Below are 23,970 nucleotides of genomic sequence, written 5' to 3' on the forward strand. Positions count from 1 at the left end.
AGCATGAGAACCGTCCCCGTGCTTCCAAAAACTTCACTAACGAATGAACGCCAATTCTCTATTAGCGAGTGCATCCTTTAACCATAGAGGATGCATTTTCAATAAGTCTTGCGGTAGGTTTTGTGGTTCAAAAAATTTAATTTCTAATGACTCAGAAGAATTACATCGTAGATCTCCACCAGTAATTTCAGCAAGGAAACAAGTTGTTATAAAATGCACTACTTTACCATTTGGATAAGCAAACACCTGTGAGTTAGGGTCAGAGTACACACCAATGAGCTTTTTAATTCTTATATCTAAATTAGTTTCCTCTTTCACCTCTCTGATAGCGGCTTCAGAAACTGTTTCCCCTATCTCTATATGTCCTGAAGGAATACCCCATAACCCTACATCTGACCTTTTCTGCAACAAAATTTGTTTTTCCTCATTTAAAATAATAACTGCCACCCCAGCTTTTAAATCATTGATTCTTTTCATACTATAAACCTCCTTAAAATAATAAAAAAGGGTCCGAGGGGAAAGAATTCAACGCATAACAAATACGTTGAACCTTTCCCCTCGGACCTTTTATGTCAATAGGTGCCTTTTACACACGGTAAAAGATGCAGCCCTCGGTCACTGACCTACCTAGATAGCGGAACCCTAGCTGCAATTTTCCAGTTCACTTTTTATTTTACAGCTAATTCTTAGGAGATAAAAGATATTCCTTCACTACTACCTGTTACTTTAATAACAAATATCAATTTTAAATTTCTTTAATAATCTCTACTCTGTGATATGAAAAAGAGTGACAATTTATTAGGAAGCACGAGAACCGTCCCCGTGCTTCCCCTTAATTCTCTAAAAGACAAAGGGTATACTGATAGTACAAGAGGAGGCGGAAACCGAATCGGAAGAATGATTTTCGAAAGCAATTGAACTTGAACTTATAAAAAAGGGCCCAGATGAGTTTGCTTATCTCAAAAAGATAAAAAACGATTGAACAGCAATACAATAAAAATTACATTTTTGCGAAGATGGAATGTCAATTTAGTTACCCCATTGTGATTAAAAACCAGATGGTTCATTAAGAAGAAACGAAATCCCTTCTTTATGTATCTCGGATCAACCTTTTTATTATATTAAAATAATGTCCCATTCTATAAAGGTGTTGTTCAATTATATTGCCCTTTTCATGAAGAAAGATGCTTTCCTAATTTCAGAAAAGCGCCCTTTCGTTGAAGATTAATAATATTATGGAATGCAACTTAATCCGGCCTACGCATTACTTTGCGGTCTATGACAAGAACCCTGTCACCAAGCCTAAAAGAAGGAATAGATTTATTAAATATCGAATATATATATTTGTGGATTAATTTCCCATTCGCAGCTCCCTCCTTTAGAAGAGAATTCTAGTCTTTGGATAGCATATTATTAATTAAGTTAGAGATGTTTAACCATATTGGTCCTATCGGCAAACGTAATGAATGAAGGGAGCTTCTAAATGAAGGAATTAACAGACCTTTTGAAAAAAGAAAAGGCACTTACTCTCACGGGGTTTTTAGGATTGGTTTTAGGAGGATTATGTCAGAGTTACATTCTTTTATTTGGGGCTCAGGTTGGATTGGAAGGTGATTTAGCCAAAGCCGTTTCATTTAATATTGCTTTAGGGATTTTTTTGCTCACCACAGCTATCATCGTCTCATTTGCAAATTTTTCACATAAAGCAAAGATGATCTTTCGATGCTTCTATATTATCACTGCACTTTATAGTTATGGAATCGAAACAATACAACACTTTAGAGGGATCGACCCAAGATTCACTCAAGTAGGAAGTCCTTTAGATGGAATATTTGGTTTACTATTTGGATTAGTCTCCATAGCAATGATTGTATTTTATGTTATTTTGGCAATGCAATTTTTTCGCAAGGATAGTATGAAAACAGAACGTTCAAGAGTGATTTTAGGGGTTCGATATGGTATGTTTTCAACGATGCTGGCTTTTGCAGCAGGAATATGGATTATTACAATACAAAGTAGATTTATAGGAGAAAGTGGCAATATTATCTGGCTTCACGGTTTAGGGTTTCATGGTTTGCAATTAGTTCCTTTAATCGCTTGGTTATTGGAAAAACAGAGTCGTTTTATAGGGATGCGCATGATCCATTTGAGTGGTCTATCTTGGTCTTTTTTTATAATATTAATTGCCTTACAAACCATGCTTGGACGGACAATTTTTGAAATGTCATATATCATGATCGGTACTGTTATCTTTTTCGTCATTTCAATCGGTATTTTAGCTATAGTTATTTATACAGTATTAAAAGATAGAAATATAAAAACTAGTATATCGCAAAATGTATAGAAACAAACTGCCATTAAAAAGTGCTGCTGAAGATATCGGCATCACTTTTATTTTTTTGGGCATGAATGTTATAAATAATGTAGGTTTATAAAGTTTGATTAAAATGATGCTAATAACCTTGATAAACGAACAAATAGTAATAGCGTGTTTTGAAAAAAGATTGATCAAAACACGCACTTATTATTTTCAATTGAATTTATTCTTTTATAAAAAAGGTTGATTATTCCTTTGGGCTTTCCTCCATTAAAGCGCCCGATTGTGGAATATCATTATTTGTTATTTCAGGTGTATTGATTTTCAATTCCTGTCACGTTCAATCTTATTTAAACTTCTAAAGACTAACTAAACTCCAAACTGTTTTAAATGATGATCAAGGTGCTTGTAAATTCCTTTTCCCCATTGTTCGGTAGTAAGTTTACCGAAAAAAGGATGTGGATGGATCGTACACTTCTCTGGACCATTATTTTGGAAGGTTATAATTTTTTGTTTCAATTTTTTCTTTTCTGTTTCAAATTCTTTTTCTTCTACTATCAAAATGGTTGGAATTGTAGACATATTTTGGGCTAATGGCTTGTCGTTATAAAAGATTGGTTTCACAAAGCCTCCTATTAATCTCCCTAACCAATCTCTCGCAGGAAAGGATTTTCCCATTGCAATATCTTGAAAAGATGAGCAATGTGCTAGCATTTGGGCAACACTCATTTTACCCCATTGCTGTTTTGCATTTGAATTTAATTTGTCAATACGGTTTAAAATTTCCTCTGAATACAATGGATTAAAAATATTTTTCAATTGTACACCTCTCTTTACAAATTTCCTTTACATCAAGAAAGAATGCAATCATTCCCTTAAATTAAGTATTAGATCCTAAAAAGTAAACTAGAAGGTTTTATTGCCGGGACTAGATGATTCAAAATTCAAAAGAATCTTACGAAAGAGGGCATTATTTTTTGAAAAAGCCCGAAAGCAGAGGCAGAAGGGTTTTTCCGTTAACCATGTGGTCTTTGCCTGCAAGTTGTACAAACTTTGCGTTTGGAATTGCCTTCGCTAGTTGGCGGCCGACATCATGCATTGAGGATGGACTTTTCTCGCCAACGATGATTTGTGTTGGTACGGAAACTCGAGTAGCTCGTTCAACAGGAGGCATGTCCTGAGTTAGAGCAATATCATAAGCAAGGGTTGGAGCTAGTGCTTTCATAGTTCTCCAGCCGGGCAATAGAGGCAATAGCAAAACAAATACTTTTGGCATCCCAATACCTTTCAAAAAGGTGCTCATTGCTTCTGCATTTTTCCCTTTATCGAGAAGTTTGTTTATTTTTTGGCTTAATTGATTGTATTCGACCTTTTTTTCCTCGTCACGTACATATGGAGCATCATACATAATTACTTTTTGCACTTTGCTGCCAAGTTGAAGTGCAGCCTCAAGTGCTAATACGGCACCCGAAGAATGGCCATACAAATACGCCGTGCCGCCTGCTGAATCAATCATGGCTTCGATATCCTCTATTTCACGTTCCATTGTATAAGGCAGTGTGTTTTCGCTATTGCCGCGTCCACGTCGATCGTAATTGTAAACAGTGAATTCAGTGGCAAATATTTTGGCATCTTGCACTATCGGCTTAAATGAGCGGTGGCAGCTCGCTCCCGTTATGTAAATAAGAGCTGGACCATTACCGTAGACATCGTACGCTAAAGTTGTACCGTCCTTTGACTGGGTTGTTTTCATATATATCTCCTTTTTCTCGAAAAATGTATGAATCTTACTCCGCTACATCCAACAACATGTTAATAAATATACTGCCGATACATACATTAAATACCATAAACATTAATTTCTCCACCATCAATAAATTTCCTGCTGTCATTCAACAATCTGGCCCTTAAATGAAAATCGAGCGCTATCCCTGTTTCAGGAAAGCTCACCTTATTTAGACGATTATAATTACTATGATCCAAGTGAATATCCTGGAAAAGATGAGTTTACGATTGACGTTGACTTATCCGTAAAAGAAAAACGAGTCGCAACAGATTACTTTGCAGTCAACATTTACACCGAAACAGAGATTGGAAATGTTGAAGGTGTCAAGAGCGAACGTCATGCCGAAGTTGATTGGCTCGACCTTGCCGAAAATACGACGTACTCTTGGTATGTTGTTGCCGAAGATCAATTTACAGGTAGAACAGTCTCCGATATTTGGACGTTTACCAAAGGAGTAAATGAGGATGCTACACCTGGTAAGGGTAAAGGCAAGAAAGAGAAAGTGAAAAGGGAAGCAACGGGACGGTTCTTGTGCTTCCCTAACAATATAGAGAAGAGCTGTTAACACCTCTTATGTAACATATTATCGTAAGAGGAGCTGGGTCAATGTTTTTAACTTTATTAAAATCAAGCTTTGACTCGCAACCTATTGTATGAAGTAGCTCTCTTATTCTAGAGGAAGCGTAAGAACCGTCCCCGTGCTTCTCATCCTTCTCACTTTCATTAACGGGTCTCTGCTGAGTGGGGATCGGGAATACAAAAATTCGGAAAGATAAAATAAATAATAATGAAAAATAATTCCTAGTAATGTATAATATAATCATAAACAGTTAACGAATAAAAAAGACCAAGTGCAGCTAACACTCGGTCAGAACAACTACATGCCGCATGAAGAGCGGCTGACCAATTTTAAGTTTATACTGGAAAGAAGTAACCACCTACTCTTGGTCGGAGTGACGGGCGGTTACTTCTTTTTGTTGGTGACTAACGCGATGATCGCTACAATTGCGATAAACATTGTAACGATCAATATACCAAATTGAAATAGCGTATTTATTGCTTCATATGTCACCATATTTTAACACCCCCCTTCAAAGGGAGTGCCAACCGCCCATCAGCTTATGTAGTTGTATAGATAAGTCTAGCAAATCATTTTACTAAAATCTATTAATATTTAATTAATTTAAACTGTAAAAGAGGAAGCACGAGAACCGTCCCCGTGCTTCCTCCCGTGCTTCCCGTTGCTATTTAACGTGGACAGGGATTTTCAATTCATTAATTCTTGATCCGTCTTTCGCACTTTCTTCAAAGAGGATCACTCTACCTGAGTAATCAGACTCGTCATCAAGTTCAATGATGATTTCAAATTCCCCCCATCCAGGAGCCCCTTCACTAGCTGTTGTAAATCCTTCATCTAAAATGTAATGTCCATCTTCAAATTCATAGAGTAAAGTGCCTTCATATACGCGGGCTAATCCTCGCACAACGATACGGTCTTTCACTTCAGTATTTGGGGTCGGCTCATAAATTCGGAACGCTACGTTTTGCAAGACGATCTCCTGTGAATCTTTTTCATCCACCCATTGGTAGCTCTCAGGATCGTTTGCTTCGATCGGCTCACCAATATAAAGGTGCCCAAGCAGTGTTTCGACCTCTCTCCCCTCTACTAAAATTTGTGTCCGCTCAAATCCAAATTGCTCCATGATCATCGCAATTTGTTCAGCAAACATTAATTCCCCTGTTGAACCTAGATTGCTTTCCTGAATTTCTTTTGAAAAACTTACCTGAGCCATCCCATCAACGTCTTCCACATATTCGATGATCACGTCTGAATCAATTAACCCTACTAATTGTTCATGTTCAGGTCCGTTGATCCAAGCTTCAAGCGCTGACTTGGCTAGATGATCCCCCGTTCTTACATCAATCTCCTTTTCGATTCGATATGTCTCCATTAAGTCATTATCAGAGAAGTAGAGTACGACTTGATGTGTTTCAACCTCTTTGGCCTCAGGGGTTGGCGATAAATTCGTTTCATCAACAGCTTGCTCATCGACCTCTTCCGTTTTTTCATTCTGCTCCTCTTCATCCGGTTCAACTGGTGCCTCAGAATCTGTACTATTGTTACTACAAGCGCTTAAGAGAACGAGACAACTCAACAGGCTCATCATCATAAGCGTCACCATTTTTTTCATTATGAACTCCTCCTTGTATAGTTTAAATAGATCTTCCCTTTCTTCTACAATAGTCACCTTTTGTATCACTTGAATGTAAGAAATGTAACATTTTTGTTACTTACGTATTTCGAAAAAACAAATGGACGCAGGTTCCTTCCTTTTCAACTGTATCAATGTCTATCCGCCCCCAGTGCATCTCAACCATTTGCTTGACAATAGTTAAGCCTAATCCGCTTCCTTCTTGATTCCAGGCTGTTGCATCATTTGAACGGTAAAACGGTTCAAAAATGTGGGGAAGATCTTCTGGTGAAATTCCCATTCCTTGGTCGCATACACTGATCTTCGTTTCGTCCTTCTCACGTTTGATGCTAATTTTCACAGATTGATTTTGGTGAGAATAGCGAATCGCATTCGAAACGATGTTATCAAGTCCACGTAGAAACAAGGCTTGATCGACATATACAGAAATCGGCTCTACGTCAAACTCGAAAGTAAGTTGTTTGTCATCAGCCAGATGTTGAAAGGAATGCGTTAGATGCTGCTGGATGTCTAAAGCATCCAGTTGTTCTTTTTCAAGTGGAGTATCCGCTAGGCGATTCATTTGTAATAACTGCTCAACCATTTGTTTCATTTTTTGAACTTGAAATGTTAGGTCTGAAACAAACTCACGATAGGTTTCTTCCTTCTCACGTACATATGGCAGGTTTTCAAGAATCAGCTGCATGGTTGCCAAAGGCGTTTTTAATTCATGTGAGGATGTACTCAAAAACCGTCGTTGCCTTTCATCATACAAGTTTAATTCTTCCACCATATTTTGGGTGGCATCAATTAATTCTTTAATTTCATCACGTCGCCGATGTTTCAAAGAAAACGTACGTCGTTGTGGTGTGATTTTCTTTAATTGAACAATCATTTGTCGGATTGGTTTTGAAAACCAGGTTGAGACAAAATAAGAAATAAAAAAGAACGCAATTACAGCAACAAGAAGCGTTTGCACCATCCAGTTTTGAAACGATTGTAATTCATCGTACAGTTGGTCCGCTTCTTGTATCATTAATAAATAACCCTCATTTCCTGCCGAACGAAAGGGGAGTAACGTATGTTGGACATAGCCGAAGGAGTCTGTTTTAGAAAAGAAAGAAACCGGACTAGTATCTTGATCTAATATAGTCAGATTGACTGCTGTGCTTGGCTTAAGTTGCCCAAAACTATCTGCATAAACGTTTTTGTCAGCGTCTAGTAGGATCAATCTGCTTTTTAACCGTTCGCTGTATGTTCGAAGGTAACCAGTACTACGGTTGGGTGAATAAGGGTAGGTACCTTTTAGTTGATCCAGAACCGGTGTACCTTTGGCAACAGCAATTTGTTCATACCCTATTTGCAACCGCTGTTCATACGTCGTTGCTACAACCATGTATACGACAAGACAGACCACAATGAAAAGACAAGAAAAAATCAGCCATAATTGATAGTGGATTTTCATGTCTTTCCTCCAAACCGGTACCCCATCCCTCTTACGGCATGAAAGTATTTCTTCCCTGAAAGCTCCATTAATTTTTTCCGTAATCGACTGATCGTAACATCGACGGTTCGTTCACTATATTCTAGTAAACCACCCCAAACCTGTTCATATAAAAATTCCCGTGAATAGACGTTATCCGGTTTCTTCATTAAAATCTCCAGCAACTTATATTCATTGGCTGTAAGAGCAATGGATTGTTCCCCCAATATGATCAAGAGCTTTTCACGATCCAATTTAAGCCCTTCATATTGAAGCCACTGCTCCACACGTTGTTCATTACTCGTTGCTGCATTTCTTCTTAATAACGCATGGATTCTAGCGAGTAATTCGCGTTGATCGAACGGTTTCACGAGATAATCATCTGCGCCAAGCTCTAAGCCGATGATCTTATCTACAATTTCGCCTTTGGCCGTTAGCATCATGATCGGAACAGTTGATTCTTGCCGTATTTGTTTACAAAGCTCTAACCCGTCTTTTTTTGGTAACGTCCAATCTAATAAAATTAGGTCATATGCTTTTGATGTATACGATGCCCATCCCGCTTCCCCGTCATATTCTATATCTACTTGATATCCTTCTCGCTCAAGAAAAAAGCCAATGTTTTTAGCTAAAATTCGTTCGTCCTCTACGAGTAAAAAATGCTTCATTTAACTCCCCCCTCTTATTTAAATTATGCCATAAACGGTGCCTGGCACCTCTTTAAAATTTGTCGGGTTTTGCGGCTAACTCCTTTAACACTTGAACGAAGGTAGAAATCCCCCAAAAGAAAAACCACCAAAAAATAAAGCAACGAAAGCAACGGGACGGTTCTGCTTCTTCACCTTTATTTATACCCAAATAAAAATTTCTTCCCCCCATCACTTTAAAGAACTATTGCACTAGGTATGAATCTAGGGACAGGGACTCGTTAGCAGGAATTTGCACAATTGGCCCCCCTCTGTCAAGTAAACAGTGTAAGGTTAACAGAAGGGAAGCACGAGAACCGTCCCCGTGCTTCCTCATAGACTGGGTTCTACGGGACTTTTTATTTTCCATCCATCTATTTCAAAGCCACCCATTTTATTTAAAACATATTGAGTCAATTGCTCATAGCTCTTCATTAGTTCTAATTTCACATTCTCTTCTAACGCTTCAATAAACATGTTACTGAATATAGTATCTGGGAAAGTTTCTTTTAGATATTTTTTCTTATACTTCGAGTCCGTTAGATATGAATGGATTTGATAGTGAGGAATGAGTTCTAATCCTAGATAAGTACAATACTGATCAAATAAATTAGAAAGCGAATTATAGTATACGAGGTGAAAATCTGGCCTCTGTTGTTCATAACAATCTTGTAAATTATCCCAAGTGTCTCAAATTCCATATTTTTTGATTTCTAGTAATACTTGATTAGTGTTTTCATATTTCTTGTTTATCCATTCTTGTGCTTCTGTTTTTAACTCTTGAATGACATTATGCTTATCAAATAATACTTTTCCCGTAATAAACTGGACCATAGACATTGTCCTACGATCTCGATAATCATCTTGAAAGTACTTACGAATTTGCCTTGGTGGATTTACAAAATATTCGATAAGAAGACCATCAATAATCTTATTACCTCTTTCTCTCCAGTCAACATCATCAGATAAAATGATATGTATGTCTAAGTCTGATCGTTTAGATGGGTTACCGGTTATATAACTTCCGCATACGAGTGCTGCTGTTACATCACTTCTGTTTTTCCACTCATCAATAAACTTATTAAGAACAACTTCCCACATTTCCATCTATAAACCACCATCCTTTAAATTCCATTTTAACAAAAGGAATTCTATAAAACATTGTATATATTCATCTTAAGTTAACATTATGAGATGTTATAGACACCGAAAAAAGGATCTCCAAATCGAAGATCCTTAAATCAATATATATCTACTACAAGTTTACTGTACAATTACCCATCTACATAAAAACTTACCTTCTTTAAGAATTGCACCTCTAAACGACTCGTTTTTCCCAAAATCCCCTAGAGAAAAATGCAAAAACGGCCCTCCACGCTCACTAGAAAACATAGTTTTGCCGATGTGACGCAACTTCAATCCTTCGCTAAAGTAAACGTACCGGCTTAATACAGGAGAAAACGCGTTTTCTAAAAGGAAGTTTATGTGAATAGCAAAGAAAAGTCGTTTGAGGAAGTTTTGACGCTGTATCAATCGATCATCAGAAAGCAATTTGTCGCCTTACGTCTGTACAAAGATTATGATGAATTCTATCAAATTGGCTGCATCGCTCTTTGGAATGCGTATCAGAACTTCAATCCTGAAAAACAGCCTAATTACTTCGATTTGTTTTTGTGAGTTTTCTTTTTTAGAAGAAACGTGATAAAAGCAGAATAGATGTGACTAAAAAGAATGGAATAAATATTCTTCTAAAGGGAGATGTGCGAAGAAACATTCCTCTTCGTTGATTAACCCCTTCAATAACGCCTCTATAAATCCTTCCATTACAATCTCGAACCTCAACCATCCGTCCTTGATATGCCCAAGCTAAGCGGTCCATTTTTTCACTCCTTTTGTGTAATAGTATAAATCACTTATAATTTATGCTTTGATTCTGATTGAGGTTTGGACAAGTAACTAAATGAAGCAATTTTAATGAAATATCCTAGTGGGCATTAAGGAGGTTACAAAAAGCAGCGAACAGTTCGGGTACCGAGAGAAGCGTGGGAACCGTCCCCGTGCTTCTTGCGGCTAACTCCTTTAACACAACTTTGAACGCGAAAGCAACGGGACGGTTCTTGTGCTTCCTAATAATAAAGAGAAGCACTGTTAACACCCCTCATGTAACAACTACCGTAAGGGTGCTGGGGCTGTGGCAATGTTTTTAACTTTATGAAGACCACGTTCTACCTGGGATCCTATTAGCCTCTTGTTCAATAGGAAGCACGAGAACCGTCCCCGTGCTTCCGAGAACCGTCCCCATGCTTCTTTCTTCCAAAGCTACCACAACCATTGTATAATGAGGTCTGGTAATCTGAGAAACTTGCAGAAAATCTCTGATTAGGAGGATTCCAATCATGTTTTGTCATCATTGTGGAGAGAAGCTTGCTGATTCGTCCCGATTTTGTTCGAACTGTGGGAAAAAAGTCGTTCACGAGACACAGCAAAGCGACAACGAAAGTACATCTGAACACTCCGATTTCGATCATTCCCATTTTCCAATAGAGACAACAAACCAATCTGATTTAGCCGCAACTATAGAAGAAACTCCTGACGAAGAGCCATCACCAACTGCACAAGTACGATCCAAACGAAAAAATCGAAGCGGCATTTTCAAAAAACTTCCGATCCTTATCCCGATTATTAGTTTGCTTTTATGTGGCGGGGGCGTATCTGCTTACTACGTCATCGAAACCAATACAAATGAAGATGTGCTCATGCTGCAACAATCTGCAGAGGCCGCTGCGTTAGAGGGTGACTATACAAAAGCAGAAAAAGACCTACGCACAGCGCAAGAGCTGCGTCCTGCTTATGCTGTTTTGGAGCAAGATTTACAAGCGATCAATCGTGCTGCAAGTTATAATGCTGCTCTTGTTTCAATCAGTGACCATATTAAAAAACAGAAGTTTAAAGAGGCTGAAACTGAGCTGACAACGCTCAAGATTGACGTTGAATCTGAAGTCGATCCGCTATTTGAATCGTTTGCTGAGTTAATTGCAGCGTCTGAAGTGACGGTAACCGTTGGGAAAGTAAAGCAAGAGCTGAGCGAATTAACAATGGTTCAGGAGCTCGCTGACAAGCTAAACATTCTGCACACCTTATCCTCTGATGAGTCGGCTAAGGTAAAAGAACAAATTATCATGAAAATTGTTCAAATAACGAATGAAAATGCCGAAGTCCATTTACAAAACAAGCAGTTTTCTGATGCGCTGTCGAGTGTAAATAAAGGTCTTGAATATTCAACAGATAATGACACACTCTTAGCCTTTAAAGAAAAGATCAAACAGGAACAAGCCGCATTTGAACAAGCAGAAACTAAACGTATAGAACGTGCCATGGAAGCGGCTGCTAAAGAGGACTTGCAAAACCGCACTGCAGCTGTGGATATCACCTTTTTCGAAGCCGAAGTCGATGAATTTGGTGATCTCTTTTTGTATGGCAAAGTGACAAACGTAGCGACGAAAGACATCTCACAAATTACGATCTATTATACCGTTTACGACTTAGACGGCGTATACCTTTATGATAGCTGGACGTCTGTCTATCCCTATTCTTTACGACCTGGGGAACAAGGGTCATTTGATGATGTTGTTTACTACCTTTATGAAGATGTGAACGTGGAAATTGACAACATCACTTGGTATCTCGAGTAAGGAGGAGATTCATATATGAACAAACAATGGATCATAAGCGGCATCGTTACCATCCTCATTTGGGGCGCTGGCGTTTATGGATTTTATTTCATAAAGGATGCTGTTCCAAACAAGCTTTCTAACCCATCCACGATTTTAGCAAGCGAAACAATCGAACGAACGGAGGATTCTGTCGTGGCAGAATCCAAGCAATTAAAAGAGGTCATCCATGAAACGCAAAAGCGAGTTGTCCATATTGAAGTAGCAGACTACTCACTAGGCTCTGGCTTTTTATACAATGACCAAGGAGATGTTGTCACAAACGCTCACGTCGTTGCTGGGGCAACGGATGTAAAGGTCAAAACGACAGACAACCGTGAATTTTCCGGCAAGGTCATCGGAATTAGTGAGGAGACGGATGTTGCCGTCGTTCGTGTAGATGGCTTAAAAGGAACGGAACCACTTCCGATGAATATTGACGAATCGGCAGAAATCGGCGATGAAGTGTTAGCGTTAGGCAGCCCGTTAGGATTTCAAAATACGGTGACAACCGGGATTATTAGCGGGGTGGATCGTGATTTGGATTTACCCCCATATCATTATAAGAATATGTATCAAATCTCGGCACCGATTGCACCAGGCAATAGCGGCGGGCCTTTGATCAACAGGAAAACCGGTGAAGTCCTTGGTATTAACTCTGCAGCTGCCGACCAAGGCTCCATCGGGTTTAGCATTCCCCTCCCGAACGTCATTGCCTTAATTGAGGGCTGGTCTAAAACACCGATGACGACATTGCCAAACATTGTTGAACAGGCAAGGGCGGAAGATTTTACGTTTGAAGAGATCGGCTTCTCTGATCATGAGTTAGCTCACTATTTAGTAAATTACTTTTATGAAAGCTTAAACTATCAAGATTACGTCACAGCTTATTCCCTGCTTGGAAGCAGATGGCAAAGTGATACAACGTACGAATCGTTTCGAGAAGGCTATTTGCTGACAGAATCAGTCGTTGTCGATGATCTCGTTGTGAAAAATGAAGATGCCCTAACCGTCAAAGCAATCATTACAGCCGAGGAACGAAAGAACAGCAATATAACCTATCACAAATACAAAGTCACGTATAAGCTCGGATATGAAAATGATCAAATGAAAATTCTATCCGGGAAAGGTGAAGTCATTGAATAAGCAGCTGGGATTCCAGCTGCTTTTTTCTTTCCTTCGTTAAAGCGGGGTCTGCCCCCGCTTTACGTATTTCGGAAGCACGAGAACCGTCCCCCTGCTTCCCTCCCCCTGCTTCCCAAAACAAATGTCAAAATGTTTTTGCAACTTGAGCTGCTTTCTGAAGTCCTTCCTCAATAATAGCTTCACTTTGATCAGGAAATTGATTATGTCCTTCAATGACAACAGTTGTGATGTCTGTTATACCAAAAACGTTCAAATGATTCTTAACAAAACTTACGGCCATTTCAGAAGAATCTCTCTCAGCATATACCCCACCTCTTGCGTTTAATAAAGCCACTTTCTTATCTGGTAATAGACCGACTAATCCTTTAGCTGTATACTTAAATGTTTTACGTGGGTGATGCAGATAATCCAGATAGGAATGTAGAACGGCAGGAACAGTTAAGTTCCAAAGTGGAAAAGCAATGACCACTTTATCAGTTGCGATAAACTGTTCTAGATACTTAGTGACAATATCATGTGCCGCCTTCTCTTCCGTTGTGAGTTCCATTCCCTGAGATGATTTGAAATTCCCACTAATCATTACATCACCTAAATAAGGTAATGTTTCATTATATAAATTGAGTTCAATCACCGAATCATTGGGATGTGAGACTCTATAGCTTTCCAAAAATGCATCATACAATTTCCCAGTAATAGATCCTTGACGATTATTCGCTTTTACAAATAAAGTTGTTGTCATTTTAATCTCCTCCAAATATGAGTAATAGTGAAACTAAATCTAAACTAACTTCAACCTTCTAACTGGATGCTTTTTCTCTTTGCTCTGCCAAACTGAAAATAGTAAAACATCAGAATGCCTACATGCATTGCAGCAAGAACGAGAAATATATTGCTGTAAATGATGCCGTTTGGATAGATATTTGCCGGGTTCCAATAAACATCGGAGCCAAGATCCACCACCTTACCGTAAACCCCAGAAGCCATTCCCCCTGAAATAAAATTCAGCATCGATAATAATCCCATTCCCACTCCAGCCTGTTCCTTCGGTAAGGCCATAGAGACTGAATTGGACATAGCAATCATCATAAAGGTTTGCCCCACATTACCAAAAATCAAAAAGATAGCAATGAATACTGGAGAAATTCCAATGAAGGTTGAAAGTAAGACAAAACAGGTCAATAACGATCCAGATGCAACAAAAAAAAGATACGAATTCCCTCTCAAGTCTGCCAGTTTACCGCCTTTTCTACCTAGAATGGCCGAGGCTACTGCAGCAGGAACCATCGCAATACTGATCCAGCTAGGTGGCAGTTGATGTACATGAGCCAAAAGCAGTGGACTTAGAAAATAAAGGGAAAAACCAATTCCGCTTATTAGAAAAGCTATCGTTAGACTGAGAGTATAGTTCTTATTTGTAAAGAGCCCAGGTTGAACAAACGGTTCAGAGACAGAACGAATTCGTGCTATGAACAGCGCTAAAGCAAGCAATCCGCCAATAGCAAACCACCACGTTCCACTCGTAACGCCTAGTAGCAACAAGGTCACAGTAGTGGCCAGAAAACCACCACCAACCCAGTCAAGTTTTCCGGGATCCCCTTGTTCATCCCCCAAATGTTTACGATAAAAAGGCAACGTAATTAAGGTGAGTAGAGGGATACAGAATAACCAGCGCCAATGAGCAACACTTACAATTAATGCAGAAATAACCGGACCGAGAGCACTACCAATAGCCAAACCTACAAACGCCGTACCCATAGCTAAACCTCTCTTCTCAGGAGGAAAGTAGCGCAATGGGATAAGCATAGCTGTTGCTGGGATAGCAGCAGCTCCTACTGCCTGCAAACACCTTCCGACAAGCACCATCCAGAAAGTTTGGGAGGCGAGGCCGATCAGTGAACCGACAGCAAAAAATAACAATCCAAACGTTAGCAAATTTTTGAGCTTGTATCGGTCTGCCAGCTTCCCGTAAATGACTGTTCCTATCCCGTAAATCAAAGCATACGATGAAGTGACCCAGCTTACCTGAGCAGTGGTGAGATCAAACGCTTTACTAATTTCGGGAAGTACGAAGTTGAACATCAATACGCTCATCGCTGAAAGGACAAGTGTAAACATGACAATGCGCATTAATTTCTCTCCTGTTTGTTGAGATACTTCCTTTTCCATTCTCTATAACCACCCTTCAAGTCCTATTTTATTTTAAAAAAGATAAAAGACAGTCAGTACTAACTGTCATAGTGTTGGTAAAAAAACTAGGGAGTTAAAGCCCTAGTGAATGTCTGCACACTCTCCATTATAAATGCCTCTAGAGACACGGTTAGAAAGTTATCATCAGCATCTAGATTGTTCATAAATGCGCCGAAATTCAACATCATGAACGACAACGCCTGCAGCTCTGGGTCTGTTCGAATCAGTTTTCCTTTTTCATACATAGCCGTAAAATAATTTGTCAAAATTTCCAGCAACTGTCGCGGGTGCTTTTGTGTTCTTTCTCGAAACCCGGGCAAATTACCTTCCTCCTTGATGCTGATCATAATCATTTTTCGGTTGTGGTTCATAATTTCATGATATGTTCGGCTGATCAGGAGTAAGTCTGTTTGTAATTCCCACGCAAGCTTCTCGTTAAAAAGGTTTTGCATCTCTTCGGCATAATGAAAACGGTCAAATGCTGTTTCAAGAAGATTTTGCTTGCTTCCGAAGCGACGAAACAGCGTCTTTTCACTCAAACCTGCAGTAGCAGCGATTTCCTGGGTAGATACACCATTGTAGCCTTTCTCCGCTATTAGATCGATCGCTGCTAACAGCAGCTTATCATCGTTACTTAAATTATTACTGCTGCTCATACTCTCCTCCCTCCCAAACATACTGTCAGTACTGACTGTCATTTTGTTTCATTCTAATCCAGCTGTTATAAATTTGTCAAGGTGAATTTCACTTTTGGGAAGAAAAAATTTAATAACCATCGGTTTTCTTACTTTTTTGAACCATTGGGCTACGCCCTTCACACGCTTGAAGAGGGAGTTTTCTCACCTGTTTTAGATAAATGATTGCCATACTCCTCCCGAACCAATTGTAAAGCCACATTTTTTATAGAAGTAAGTTTTATTTTCCTCATATGTTACCGTTACAATTCCTAATCCAAAACGTTCAGACTCTCTCAATAATTCCTTTATCAACTCAACTCCAATTCCTTGCCCTTGATACTCAGGATGAACGATTATATCTTCCATATAACCGTGTTCTAAACCCATTCCACAAACATAACCAAAAGCAATCAGGTTATTATTTTCATCTCTTGCCCCAGCCCAGAAATTACAACGTTCAAACAAAGTCGGGTAATCTTTATCTCGTCTACCCCAACCAACAAGTTCTCTTAATTCTGGCACTTCATTATTAGATATTGGAATGTTTATAATCACTTTATATTTCATTTTATTCCTCTCTTCATTACCTACAATAGAATTCTATGCTAATTTCTATATGATGAAGTCTTACTCCTTCTTCCGTTAAACGGTTTTATAATTGATTTAAGACCAAGAAAAATGGACTACTGAAACAATCTATCGTTGTTCAATTCTGGCGCCCTATTCTTGAATAATTAATATAACCTCAATTAGCTGATCATCGCTAAGCTGCTGGATGGGTCGACGATCATCTTGTTTGAAGGACGGAAAGAAATCCTAGTTTTCTTTCCGGGAAGCATGAGAACCGTCCCCGTGCTTCCCAAGAACAAAATACTTACAAACACTTAAATAAACTTGCATTTTTACTTAAATTACGTATAATTACTTATAAATACTTAATGAGCAGGTGAATTCCTTGTATCAAGAAGAAAGATTAGTATTAATTATGGATTTCCTAAAAAAGCATAATAGGATTTCTGTTGAACAAATCTGCTCCCTTTTTGATGTATCCAGAGATACTGCCAGAAGGGATCTTGTCCGGCTGGAAGAAGAAAAATGTATTGTGAGAACACGAGGAGGAGCTCTCCTTCCATCTGTTCATGATGAAGTTAAAAACTATACCAATCGCTTAAATACCGTAACGGAAGAAAAAAAGATTATTGGAAATAAGGCTGCATCATTAATTTATCCAGGTGATAGAGTGATCTTGGATGCCTCGACAACCGTTCAAGCATGTGCGGAACAGATGGAAAACATGGATTGTACCATTATTACCAATTCGATTAACCAAGCTGAAGTATTATCCTCCAATCCGGAAATCAATATCCAGCTCCTTGGAGGTACACTTCAAAAAGAGCACCGCTTTCTTTATGGCTCAACTGTTTTAGAAAAACTATCGGAATACCATGTAGATAAAGTGTTTATCGGAGTGGTAGGAATATCGGAAAATGGCTTAACGATTGCTCATGAGGAGGATGGCCTCGTCAAACGAAAAATGATCCAGCAAGCAAAACAAGTGATCGTATTAGCCGATCATACAAAATTAGGACTCACAGATTTTTTCCGTTTTGCTGATTTACGGGATATTGATCTTCTGATTACAGACCACACTCCTCAAAAGGAGTTTAGAGAGCTGTTGCGTAAAAACAATGTCGAACTTTTAACAGCTGAAGAGGGAGATGAATAAGATGGTAAAATTAATCGCTGTTGATTTGGATGGTACGTTATTAAATGAAGAAAATCAAATTAGTAAGAAAAATTTAGAAGCGATCGAATTCGCTCAAGCCAATGGGGTTGAGATCGTTATTGCTACTGGACGGGCCCATTTTGACGTCCAAACCATTTTTAAAGAAACTGGATTGAAAACCTGGATTATCGGGGCCAATGGAGCGACCATTCATCAGCCAAACGGTGAACTATTCCATTCTGTTTCTATAAATCGACAGGATGCATTCCAAATTTTGAACTGGTTAGAGCAAGAAGAATACTATTATGAAATTTTCAGTAATGATTCCATATTGTCTCCACAGAACGGTCGGGAACTTTTAGCCATCGAAATGGACAGAGTCAAAAGCGCAAATCCAGAAGTAAGCATTGAACAGCTCATAGAAGCTGCTGAGAAGCAACATAGCCAATACGGATTTTCCTTTATATCTTCTTGTAAAGAACTGATCGACACCGACGTTGATGTTTATAATATCCTTGCCTTTTCATTTGATGAAGAAAAGCTTCAAAAAGGGAAGGCACAATTTAAGGATATGAAAGATGTCACAATGGTCACGTCTGCTAAGCATAACTTTGAATTCGAACACAAAAATGCATCAAAAGGAATTGCCTTAGAGATACTGGCTAAAAAGCTTGCGATGAACCTAGCGGATACGGCTGCGGTTGGTGACAACTTTAATGATTTATCTATGCTCCGAATGGCCGGAAGAAGTGCTGCCATGGGAAATGCACCAGAGGAAATCAAGAATTCCTGCCAGGAAGTAACACTGACGAATGTCGATGACGGAGTGGCTCATTTTATTTACTCTTTACTACAGGACCCTTTGTAATCTCTCTCTTAAAAACATAACTTAAACCCACATTGGCGTAACGCAAAAAGCGGCGTGACAATGTGGGTTTAGGCTAACCTGTGTGTTCTGCGATCACCCAAATCCCTATTGGTCTTCCATGATTAAAAATAATATTGAATCTAGCAAAGTCATTAGGGCATAATACCTCCACTTTCTGTGGAGTATTATCTATCGGTTTCCAATCATCTGATAATGGAAAATCACTCACAGCATCATGATAAAGACGGAGCATCTTCGCTATATCTTTTAATACATCATCAGACCATATGTATTCTTTTAAAGGATCGTTCTTCAATAAAGGCTGGAACCGTCCCCGTGCTTTCTCCTACACATTCTTCAGCCTTCTATTCACCATCTCAATAGAAAATTCCTCGTATCCTTGTCTGATCCCCCAGCTTCTCATATGCTCATAATCTGGATTCATCCGATCAGCGATGGTTGCGAGAAACTCATCATAACCTGGCTCTCCACCGACATCTTCTGGCGGTGCATCTCCCTCTCCGGCAAGGCAAACAGGATAGTTCACATCATAATCATCAATCATTTCTTCCACAACAATGTGATGCTTCCAATCATCTCCTAAGTCATAGGTATACGTTATTTCAGCAGGAAGATAGTCTGACAGCTTTTCTTCCGTTTCCATCTTCATCGGTATTCCGTAGTCATAACCAAACGCCTCTTTAGAGCAGACTAGATTCACGAGCGGCTTACGACGTTCCTCACGACTCAATTTAGCAAGGTCAAATGGCTTACTTGCATAAATATGAAACTCATGTAGGTGAGAATCTTGCCAGCCAAATGTCGTTTGCAACACCTCATGCAAATCGGGGAACGTAATATTTTTCGGAACGACGATTTTTCGCCAAACATGATGGTTCTCCAGTTCCAAAGTAACATGAAGAACAACAGCGTCTGAATTAAAAATAGACCCTTCTAGCCATTCCTCTAAATCGCTATACAGACCTTCATTCGGCCTTATATAATCATTCTTTCCGTCACCAACGATTAATCGGCTAGCCCCCTTACTTGCCGTCGTTTGATAAAGGGACTCTTGGGTTAGTTCTCTTTCGTAAAAAAAAGTGTGATCACATGCCTTATTCAGTCTGGCAACTGTTGTCCTATCCTTTGTCGTTGTAAACGTCATTTCCTTAGACTGTGAAAGAAACGACTTTATTACATCTTCCTTTATGTTCTCTGCTCGAAAAACTTCACTAATCGCTTGAATAATCAACTCATCTAGTTTCTTGAAGTCCTTTGCTTTTAATCCATGAAGGATAATCACATATCGATTGCTGTCATTCATAAGCACAAGCGTTTTTCTCCTAGCCACGGTTAACAAATTCGCATGCCAAGAGAACAACGTACGTTCCTCATTAGAAGGAGATGGCTTTATCTTTAATTCATTTAACAGTTTCTTCGTACACTGAATTAGCACGGATCAACGCTCCTAACTATTTAAAAAATTTACACGTTTCACTCTGGCTTATCATAGCACACAACATAAGAAGCACGGAAATTGTTTATTCCCTACCAGAAAGGACAGATTGTTTAGATAATTTTACTATGTACAACCACAATACTCATACATGTATATGTATTTATATTGATAAATAAGTGAAGGGCAAGTCTTTTAGGAAGCACAAGAACCGTCCCCGTGCTTCCTCGCAATACGCAGAACTAGAATAAATTTAAAAATACCATACAAGTAAATTTATATTCATGGTATAATGAAATCAAAATTAACCTAGAATAAAAAAACCGAGTGCGCTAACACTCGGCCAGTACAACTACATGCCGCTTGAAGAACGGCTGACCATGATCGAGATAGTTCCTCAAAAGAAGTAACTACCCAACGTTTGGAGGCGACGGGCGGTTACTTCTTTTTGTTGGTGACTAGTGCGACAATTGCTACAAATGCGATAAACATTGTAACGATCAATGTACCGAATTGGAATAGCGTATTTATTGCTTCATATGTCACCATTTTTTAACACCCCCTTTCACAGGGAGTGTCAACCGCCCATCAGCTTATATAGTTGTTATATTTAAGTTTAGCAAAGCTACCCTTTTTAATCTAGTACTCACTAAGACTATTCACGTCTCAGTCTATTAAACTCCTCGACAAAATCTAACAATCTTCGGGTGGTGACAGTGGCAATCTTGACTAGCAACAGTTAAGATGGTACACTCACCTTACGACCGTTCGGGAGGGTGATAATGTGACATCAAATCAAATTAAGGAAGTCTCTTTAAAGCATTTCGCAAAAAATGGGTATGAGGGTGCATCATTGGCACATATTGCAGAGGATGTCGGGATTAAAAAACAGTCTATTTATACTCATTTCAAAGGGAAAGATGAACTGTTTCTACAGTTATGCAGGGATGCAAGTGAAAATGAAATTAATTATGTTATCAATTTTTTAGAGATTAATAAGGCTCGTCACATCAAGGAAATCTTATATGATTTTCTTTTGCAAAGCATAGAACGATATGAAAAGAAAGATTCTAATAAATTTTGGATTCGTACAGGTTTTTTTCCGCCGATTCATCTCAATGAAATAGTGATGAAAATGGTATACGAAAACCTTGATAGATTGGAAGAACTTTTAATACCGGTTATACAAAAGGCCATTGCAGAAGGAGAAATCAATTCAATAATCGGCGAAAAATCAGCAACTGCTGCCTTCTTGGGAATTTATGATGGAATAATTGTTGAAATGTTATATGGAGGTCCCGAACGTTTACAGAAAAGGTTAGATGCCTCCTGGTATTTGTATTGGCGTGGACTTTCCTTATGATTAACTGAGATCGGAGGGAACTTATTGAAAAAAAATTGGACATTTATTATTATTGCTGGCCTTGTTGAGGTTTTGTGGGTAATAGGGTTGAAGCATTCCAGTAACTTGCTTGAGTGGGGTGGTACAGCTCTACTTATCTATTTATCATTTACTTTGCTTGTAAAGGCGACAAAAAGTCTACCTGTAGCAACTGTATATGCCATCTTCACAGGAATGGGGACAGCTGGGACTGTTTTAGTAGATATGGTGGTATTCGGAGAACCATTTAGTTGGACAAAAGTATTGTTTATTCTCTTGCTTCTGTCAGGTGTAGTAGGTTTAAAACTTGTTACAAATGAATCTAGTAAGAAGGAAGGTGCAGTGTAACATGGCTTGGATATATCTTATTTTGGCTGGATCTTTTGAAGTGGTTGGGGTTACAGGTATGAATAAAGTAGCCAAGGATAAGAACTTACAGTCATATATCGTATTGATTCTTGGATTTATATTGAGTTTTTGTTTTCTGAGTTTAGCTATGAAAACCCTACCTTTGGGAATATCCTATGCTGTATGGACAGGGATTGGGACCGTAGGTGGAGTAATTATTGGAATGTTATTTTATGGAGAAGCAAGAGATTGGAGACGAATTTTATTTATAGGTCTGATAATAGTATCAATTATGGGTTTGAAATTGACAACATAAGAGAGGTGTTTTCTAGTGCCTAAGGAAGCAACGGGACGGTTCTTGTGCTTCCCTCTATATAACTACGTTTGAAAGGATGGCAGTTGGCTATGTTTATATTTATATAAACACCTCTCTTAGGCTGGCCTCCTACTGTGTTCTCTAGAGGAAGCATGGGAACCGTCCCCGTGCTTCCTCCTGATTCCATTCACCTCCTCACCACTCTCAATCCGACCCCATCTTTAGGCCTCAATGTAATAAGCGGCTCGGCCTCCACCTTTTGGTTTGGACGTATGAGCGAAACCGAGTACTTTTGTAACACAGTTGCCAAGACAATGGTTGCTTCTAGCATAGCGAAGTGGTTGCCGATACAAACCCTTGGACCACCGCCAAACGGGAAGAAAGCGTAAGTTGGGATGCTTTTAAGAAAATCCTTTTCGAAGCGTTCTGGTTGGAACGTATCGGGGTCCTGATAGTATTCTTCTAACCTATGCGTAATATATGGACTGACCATCACATTTTCGCCAGCCTTCACAAGAGTCTCCCCGATTTGCACATCCTCAGTGGCCTCCCTCCCAAACATCCAGGCTGGTGGGTAGAGACGAAGAGTTTCATTTATGACATTCTTTAAATAGGTGAGTTGCTCGGTATGTTCAAAATGGAGTGGGGAGACTCCTACGACCTGATCAATTTCGGCTTGAACGTTTGCTTGGATATCAGGATTCTGCGCGAGTAAGTATAAGGCCCAAGACATCACATTAGCCGTTGTTTCATGACCAGCTAAAAAGATCGTCATCACTTCATCACGAAGCTGTTTATCTGTCATATAGGTGTGATCTGCTTCATCTGTTTCCCTCATCAATATTCCTAGTAAATCATCGTAACTTGCTACATCATTTGCTTTTCTGCGCTGGGAGATGATACCGTAGACTACTTCATTTAATATGCGCAATGATTCTTTAAATTGTTGATTCTCTTTTGTCGGAATAGCTTTTGGTATTTTCATTAAAGAGCGAATTCTTTTTGTCGCAATACGTATGGCTTCATCTATCGGGGCACCAATTGTTTGGTGACTTTCTTTCATATCCATACTGAACATCGTTTTACTGATAATTCCTAATGCCATATTCATCATATCTGCATGAAGGTTCCGTTGTTCATCACTTTGCCATTCCTCAATCGCCGCAATTGCTACCATACTCATTTGTTCTGCATACAATTTGATATGCGTTTTTGTAAAAGAAGGCTGCATCATCCGGCGTTGACGTAGGTGAAACTCTCCCCCACTCGTTAGCAACCCCTCACCTACTAATGGGTTAATCTCTTTAAACGCTTTTGATTTTTCAAAGGAAGCCGACTTTGTCACTAGAGCTTCTTTGATTAAGTCTGGACTCATTAGCATGTAGATCTGTCTATTGGCAAAGCGAATTTTTGCAACTCTTTCGTAGTTTAACCGTAAATCGTTTAAAAAATGGAGAGGATCTTTGCGAAAATCGATTAGATTTCCGGCAAGTATTCTCCCTTTAGGACCTTCTACATTTGTTTTTGTGGACTTCATGAGTCACCTCATTTTTATGTAGATAGTTTCATTTGGAGCAATAAGCTAACTGGAGTGTTGTATTTCTTATTCAATTCCATAAATTGTATATGTGGTTTGTGGAGTTTATATGCCTCACGATTAAAAAAATTAGGCCAAACTGTAACTTTGTAAT

General features: G+C 39.0%; 25 protein-coding genes and 1 pseudogene. 9 read left to right on the forward strand and 17 right to left on the reverse strand.

Annotated elements, in window-relative coordinates:
- Positions 1–36: 36 nt before the first annotated feature.
- Positions 37–477, reverse strand: coding sequence for an NUDIX domain-containing protein (locus SLH51_RS00640; protein WP_335958319.1), 441 nt, complete (start codon positions 475–477; stop codon positions 37–39).
- Positions 478–1,483: 1,006 nt separating this feature from the next.
- On the opposite strand from SLH51_RS00640, the gene SLH51_RS00645 reads away from it, so the two are divergent.
- Positions 1,484–2,344, forward strand: coding sequence for a hypothetical protein (locus SLH51_RS00645; RefSeq protein ID WP_335958321.1), 861 nt, complete (start codon positions 1,484–1,486; stop codon positions 2,342–2,344).
- A 342-nt stretch (positions 2,345–2,686) separates the two neighbouring features.
- On the opposite strand, the gene SLH51_RS00650 is transcribed toward SLH51_RS00645, so the two are convergent.
- From SLH51_RS00650 to SLH51_RS00680, 7 genes are all read right to left on the reverse strand, one after another.
- Complete coding sequence (locus SLH51_RS00650; RefSeq protein WP_335958322.1) at positions 2,687–3,136, reverse strand: DUF1569 domain-containing protein; 450 nt, start codon at positions 3,134–3,136, stop codon at positions 2,687–2,689.
- A 151-nt stretch (positions 3,137–3,287) separates the two neighbouring features.
- On the reverse strand, positions 3,288–4,070 hold the full coding sequence (locus tag SLH51_RS00655) for an alpha/beta fold hydrolase (RefSeq protein ID WP_335958323.1): 783 nt from the start codon (positions 4,068–4,070) through the stop codon (positions 3,288–3,290).
- Positions 4,071–5,067: 997 nt separating this feature from the next.
- A complete protein-coding gene (locus SLH51_RS00660) occupies positions 5,068–5,178 on the reverse strand; it encodes a putative holin-like toxin (RefSeq protein WP_335958325.1) in 111 nt (36 codons plus the stop codon).
- A 169-nt stretch (positions 5,179–5,347) separates the two neighbouring features.
- Positions 5,348–6,295, reverse strand: coding sequence for a Gmad2 immunoglobulin-like domain-containing protein (locus tag SLH51_RS00665; protein WP_335958327.1), 948 nt, complete (start codon positions 6,293–6,295; stop codon positions 5,348–5,350).
- A gap of 100 nt (positions 6,296–6,395) precedes the next feature.
- Entirely contained in the window at positions 6,396–7,760 is a 1,365-nt protein-coding gene (locus tag SLH51_RS00670) for a sensor histidine kinase (RefSeq protein WP_335958329.1), read from the reverse strand.
- Positions 7,757–8,446, reverse strand: coding sequence for a response regulator transcription factor (locus SLH51_RS00675; protein WP_335958331.1), 690 nt, complete (start codon positions 8,444–8,446; stop codon positions 7,757–7,759). Before SLH51_RS00675 ends, SLH51_RS00670 begins: the two co-directional genes overlap by 4 nt.
- A gap of 708 nt (positions 8,447–9,154) precedes the next feature.
- Positions 9,155–9,571 (reverse strand): nucleotidyltransferase domain-containing protein, encoded by a 417-nt coding sequence (locus SLH51_RS00680; RefSeq protein WP_335958333.1) that lies wholly within the window; start codon positions 9,569–9,571, stop codon positions 9,155–9,157.
- 378 nt (positions 9,572–9,949) lie between these two features.
- Here SLH51_RS00680 and SLH51_RS00685 point away from each other — a divergent pair, with 378 nt between their 5' ends.
- The gene (locus SLH51_RS00685; RefSeq protein WP_335958334.1) at positions 9,950–10,141 is read left to right on the forward strand and encodes a hypothetical protein; all 192 of its coding nucleotides are present in this window, start codon (positions 9,950–9,952) and stop codon (positions 10,139–10,141) included.
- 10 nt (positions 10,142–10,151) lie between these two features.
- Here SLH51_RS00685 and SLH51_RS00690 read toward each other — a convergent pair whose 3' ends face one another.
- A complete protein-coding gene (locus SLH51_RS00690) occupies positions 10,152–10,343 on the reverse strand; it encodes a hypothetical protein (RefSeq protein WP_335958336.1) in 192 nt (63 codons plus the stop codon).
- Positions 10,344–10,860: 517 nt separating this feature from the next.
- Between SLH51_RS00690 and SLH51_RS00695 the strand changes: the two genes are divergently transcribed.
- Both SLH51_RS00695 and SLH51_RS00700 read left to right on the forward strand, forming a co-directional pair.
- The gene (locus SLH51_RS00695) at positions 10,861–12,156 is read left to right on the forward strand and encodes a zinc-ribbon domain-containing protein (protein WP_335958337.1); all 1,296 of its coding nucleotides are present in this window, start codon (positions 10,861–10,863) and stop codon (positions 12,154–12,156) included.
- Positions 12,157–12,171: 15 nt separating this feature from the next.
- On the forward strand, positions 12,172–13,320 hold the full coding sequence (locus tag SLH51_RS00700; RefSeq protein WP_335958338.1) for a S1C family serine protease: 1,149 nt from the start codon (positions 12,172–12,174) through the stop codon (positions 13,318–13,320).
- Between the two features lie 124 nt (positions 13,321–13,444).
- Here SLH51_RS00700 and SLH51_RS00705 read toward each other — a convergent pair whose 3' ends face one another.
- The 4 genes from SLH51_RS00705 to SLH51_RS00720 all read right to left on the reverse strand — a co-directional run bounded on the left by SLH51_RS00705 (position 13,445) and on the right by SLH51_RS00720 (position 16,751).
- The gene (locus tag SLH51_RS00705; RefSeq protein ID WP_335958339.1) at positions 13,445–14,059 is read right to left on the reverse strand and encodes an FMN-dependent NADH-azoreductase; all 615 of its coding nucleotides are present in this window, start codon (positions 14,057–14,059) and stop codon (positions 13,445–13,447) included.
- A gap of 50 nt (positions 14,060–14,109) precedes the next feature.
- Positions 14,110–15,486 (reverse strand): MFS transporter, encoded by a 1,377-nt coding sequence (locus SLH51_RS00710; protein ID WP_335958340.1) that lies wholly within the window; start codon positions 15,484–15,486, stop codon positions 14,110–14,112.
- Positions 15,487–15,572: 86 nt separating this feature from the next.
- Entirely contained in the window at positions 15,573–16,163 is a 591-nt protein-coding gene (locus SLH51_RS00715; RefSeq protein ID WP_335958342.1) for a TetR/AcrR family transcriptional regulator, read from the reverse strand.
- A gap of 192 nt (positions 16,164–16,355) precedes the next feature.
- Entirely contained in the window at positions 16,356–16,751 is a 396-nt protein-coding gene (locus tag SLH51_RS00720; protein ID WP_335958343.1) for a GNAT family N-acetyltransferase, read from the reverse strand.
- 388 nt (positions 16,752–17,139) lie between these two features.
- On the opposite strand from SLH51_RS00720, the gene SLH51_RS00725 reads away from it, so the two are divergent.
- Together SLH51_RS00725 and SLH51_RS00730 are read left to right on the forward strand one after the other, a co-directional pair.
- Entirely contained in the window at positions 17,140–17,910 is a 771-nt protein-coding gene (locus SLH51_RS00725; RefSeq protein ID WP_335958344.1) for a DeoR/GlpR family DNA-binding transcription regulator, read from the forward strand.
- A gap of 1 nt (position 17,911) precedes the next feature.
- Positions 17,912–18,778: a Cof-type HAD-IIB family hydrolase gene (locus tag SLH51_RS00730; protein ID WP_335958345.1), complete on the forward strand. Its 867-nt coding sequence runs from the start codon at positions 17,912–17,914 to the stop codon at positions 18,776–18,778.
- A gap of 100 nt (positions 18,779–18,878) precedes the next feature.
- Here the strand turns inward: SLH51_RS00730 and SLH51_RS00735 are convergent.
- From SLH51_RS00735 to SLH51_RS00745, 3 genes and pseudogenes are all read right to left on the reverse strand, one after another.
- Positions 18,879–19,088: pseudogene (locus SLH51_RS00735) on the reverse strand (aminoglycoside phosphotransferase); the annotation flags it as partial.
- A gap of 36 nt (positions 19,089–19,124) precedes the next feature.
- The gene (locus SLH51_RS00740) at positions 19,125–20,234 is read right to left on the reverse strand and encodes a plasmid pRiA4b ORF-3 family protein (RefSeq protein WP_335958346.1); all 1,110 of its coding nucleotides are present in this window, start codon (positions 20,232–20,234) and stop codon (positions 19,125–19,127) included.
- A 438-nt stretch (positions 20,235–20,672) separates the two neighbouring features.
- Positions 20,673–20,783, reverse strand: a complete 111-nt coding sequence (locus tag SLH51_RS00745) for a putative holin-like toxin (RefSeq protein WP_335958347.1) — start codon at positions 20,781–20,783, stop codon at positions 20,673–20,675.
- Between the two features lie 235 nt (positions 20,784–21,018).
- Between SLH51_RS00745 and SLH51_RS00750 the strand changes: the two genes are divergently transcribed.
- The 3 genes from SLH51_RS00750 to SLH51_RS00760 are packed head-to-tail and all read left to right on the forward strand — an operon-like array spanning position 21,019 to position 22,279.
- Positions 21,019–21,597: a TetR/AcrR family transcriptional regulator gene (locus SLH51_RS00750; protein ID WP_335958348.1), complete on the forward strand. Its 579-nt coding sequence runs from the start codon at positions 21,019–21,021 to the stop codon at positions 21,595–21,597.
- A gap of 24 nt (positions 21,598–21,621) precedes the next feature.
- A complete protein-coding gene (locus tag SLH51_RS00755) occupies positions 21,622–21,963 on the forward strand; it encodes a DMT family transporter (RefSeq protein WP_335958349.1) in 342 nt (113 codons plus the stop codon).
- A gap of 1 nt (position 21,964) precedes the next feature.
- The gene (locus tag SLH51_RS00760; RefSeq protein ID WP_335958351.1) at positions 21,965–22,279 is read left to right on the forward strand and encodes a DMT family transporter; all 315 of its coding nucleotides are present in this window, start codon (positions 21,965–21,967) and stop codon (positions 22,277–22,279) included.
- A 187-nt stretch (positions 22,280–22,466) separates the two neighbouring features.
- Here the strand turns inward: SLH51_RS00760 and SLH51_RS00765 are convergent, their stop codons facing one another.
- A complete protein-coding gene (locus SLH51_RS00765; RefSeq protein ID WP_335958353.1) occupies positions 22,467–23,816 on the reverse strand; it encodes a cytochrome P450 in 1,350 nt (449 codons plus the stop codon).
- Between the last annotated feature and the right edge of the window lie 154 nt (positions 23,817–23,970).

Source organism: Halalkalibacter kiskunsagensis (assembly GCF_037027555.1).
In the GTDB taxonomy this organism is placed as follows: Bacteria; Bacillota; Bacilli; order Bacillales; family Bacillaceae_D; genus Halalkalibacter; species Halalkalibacter kiskunsagensis.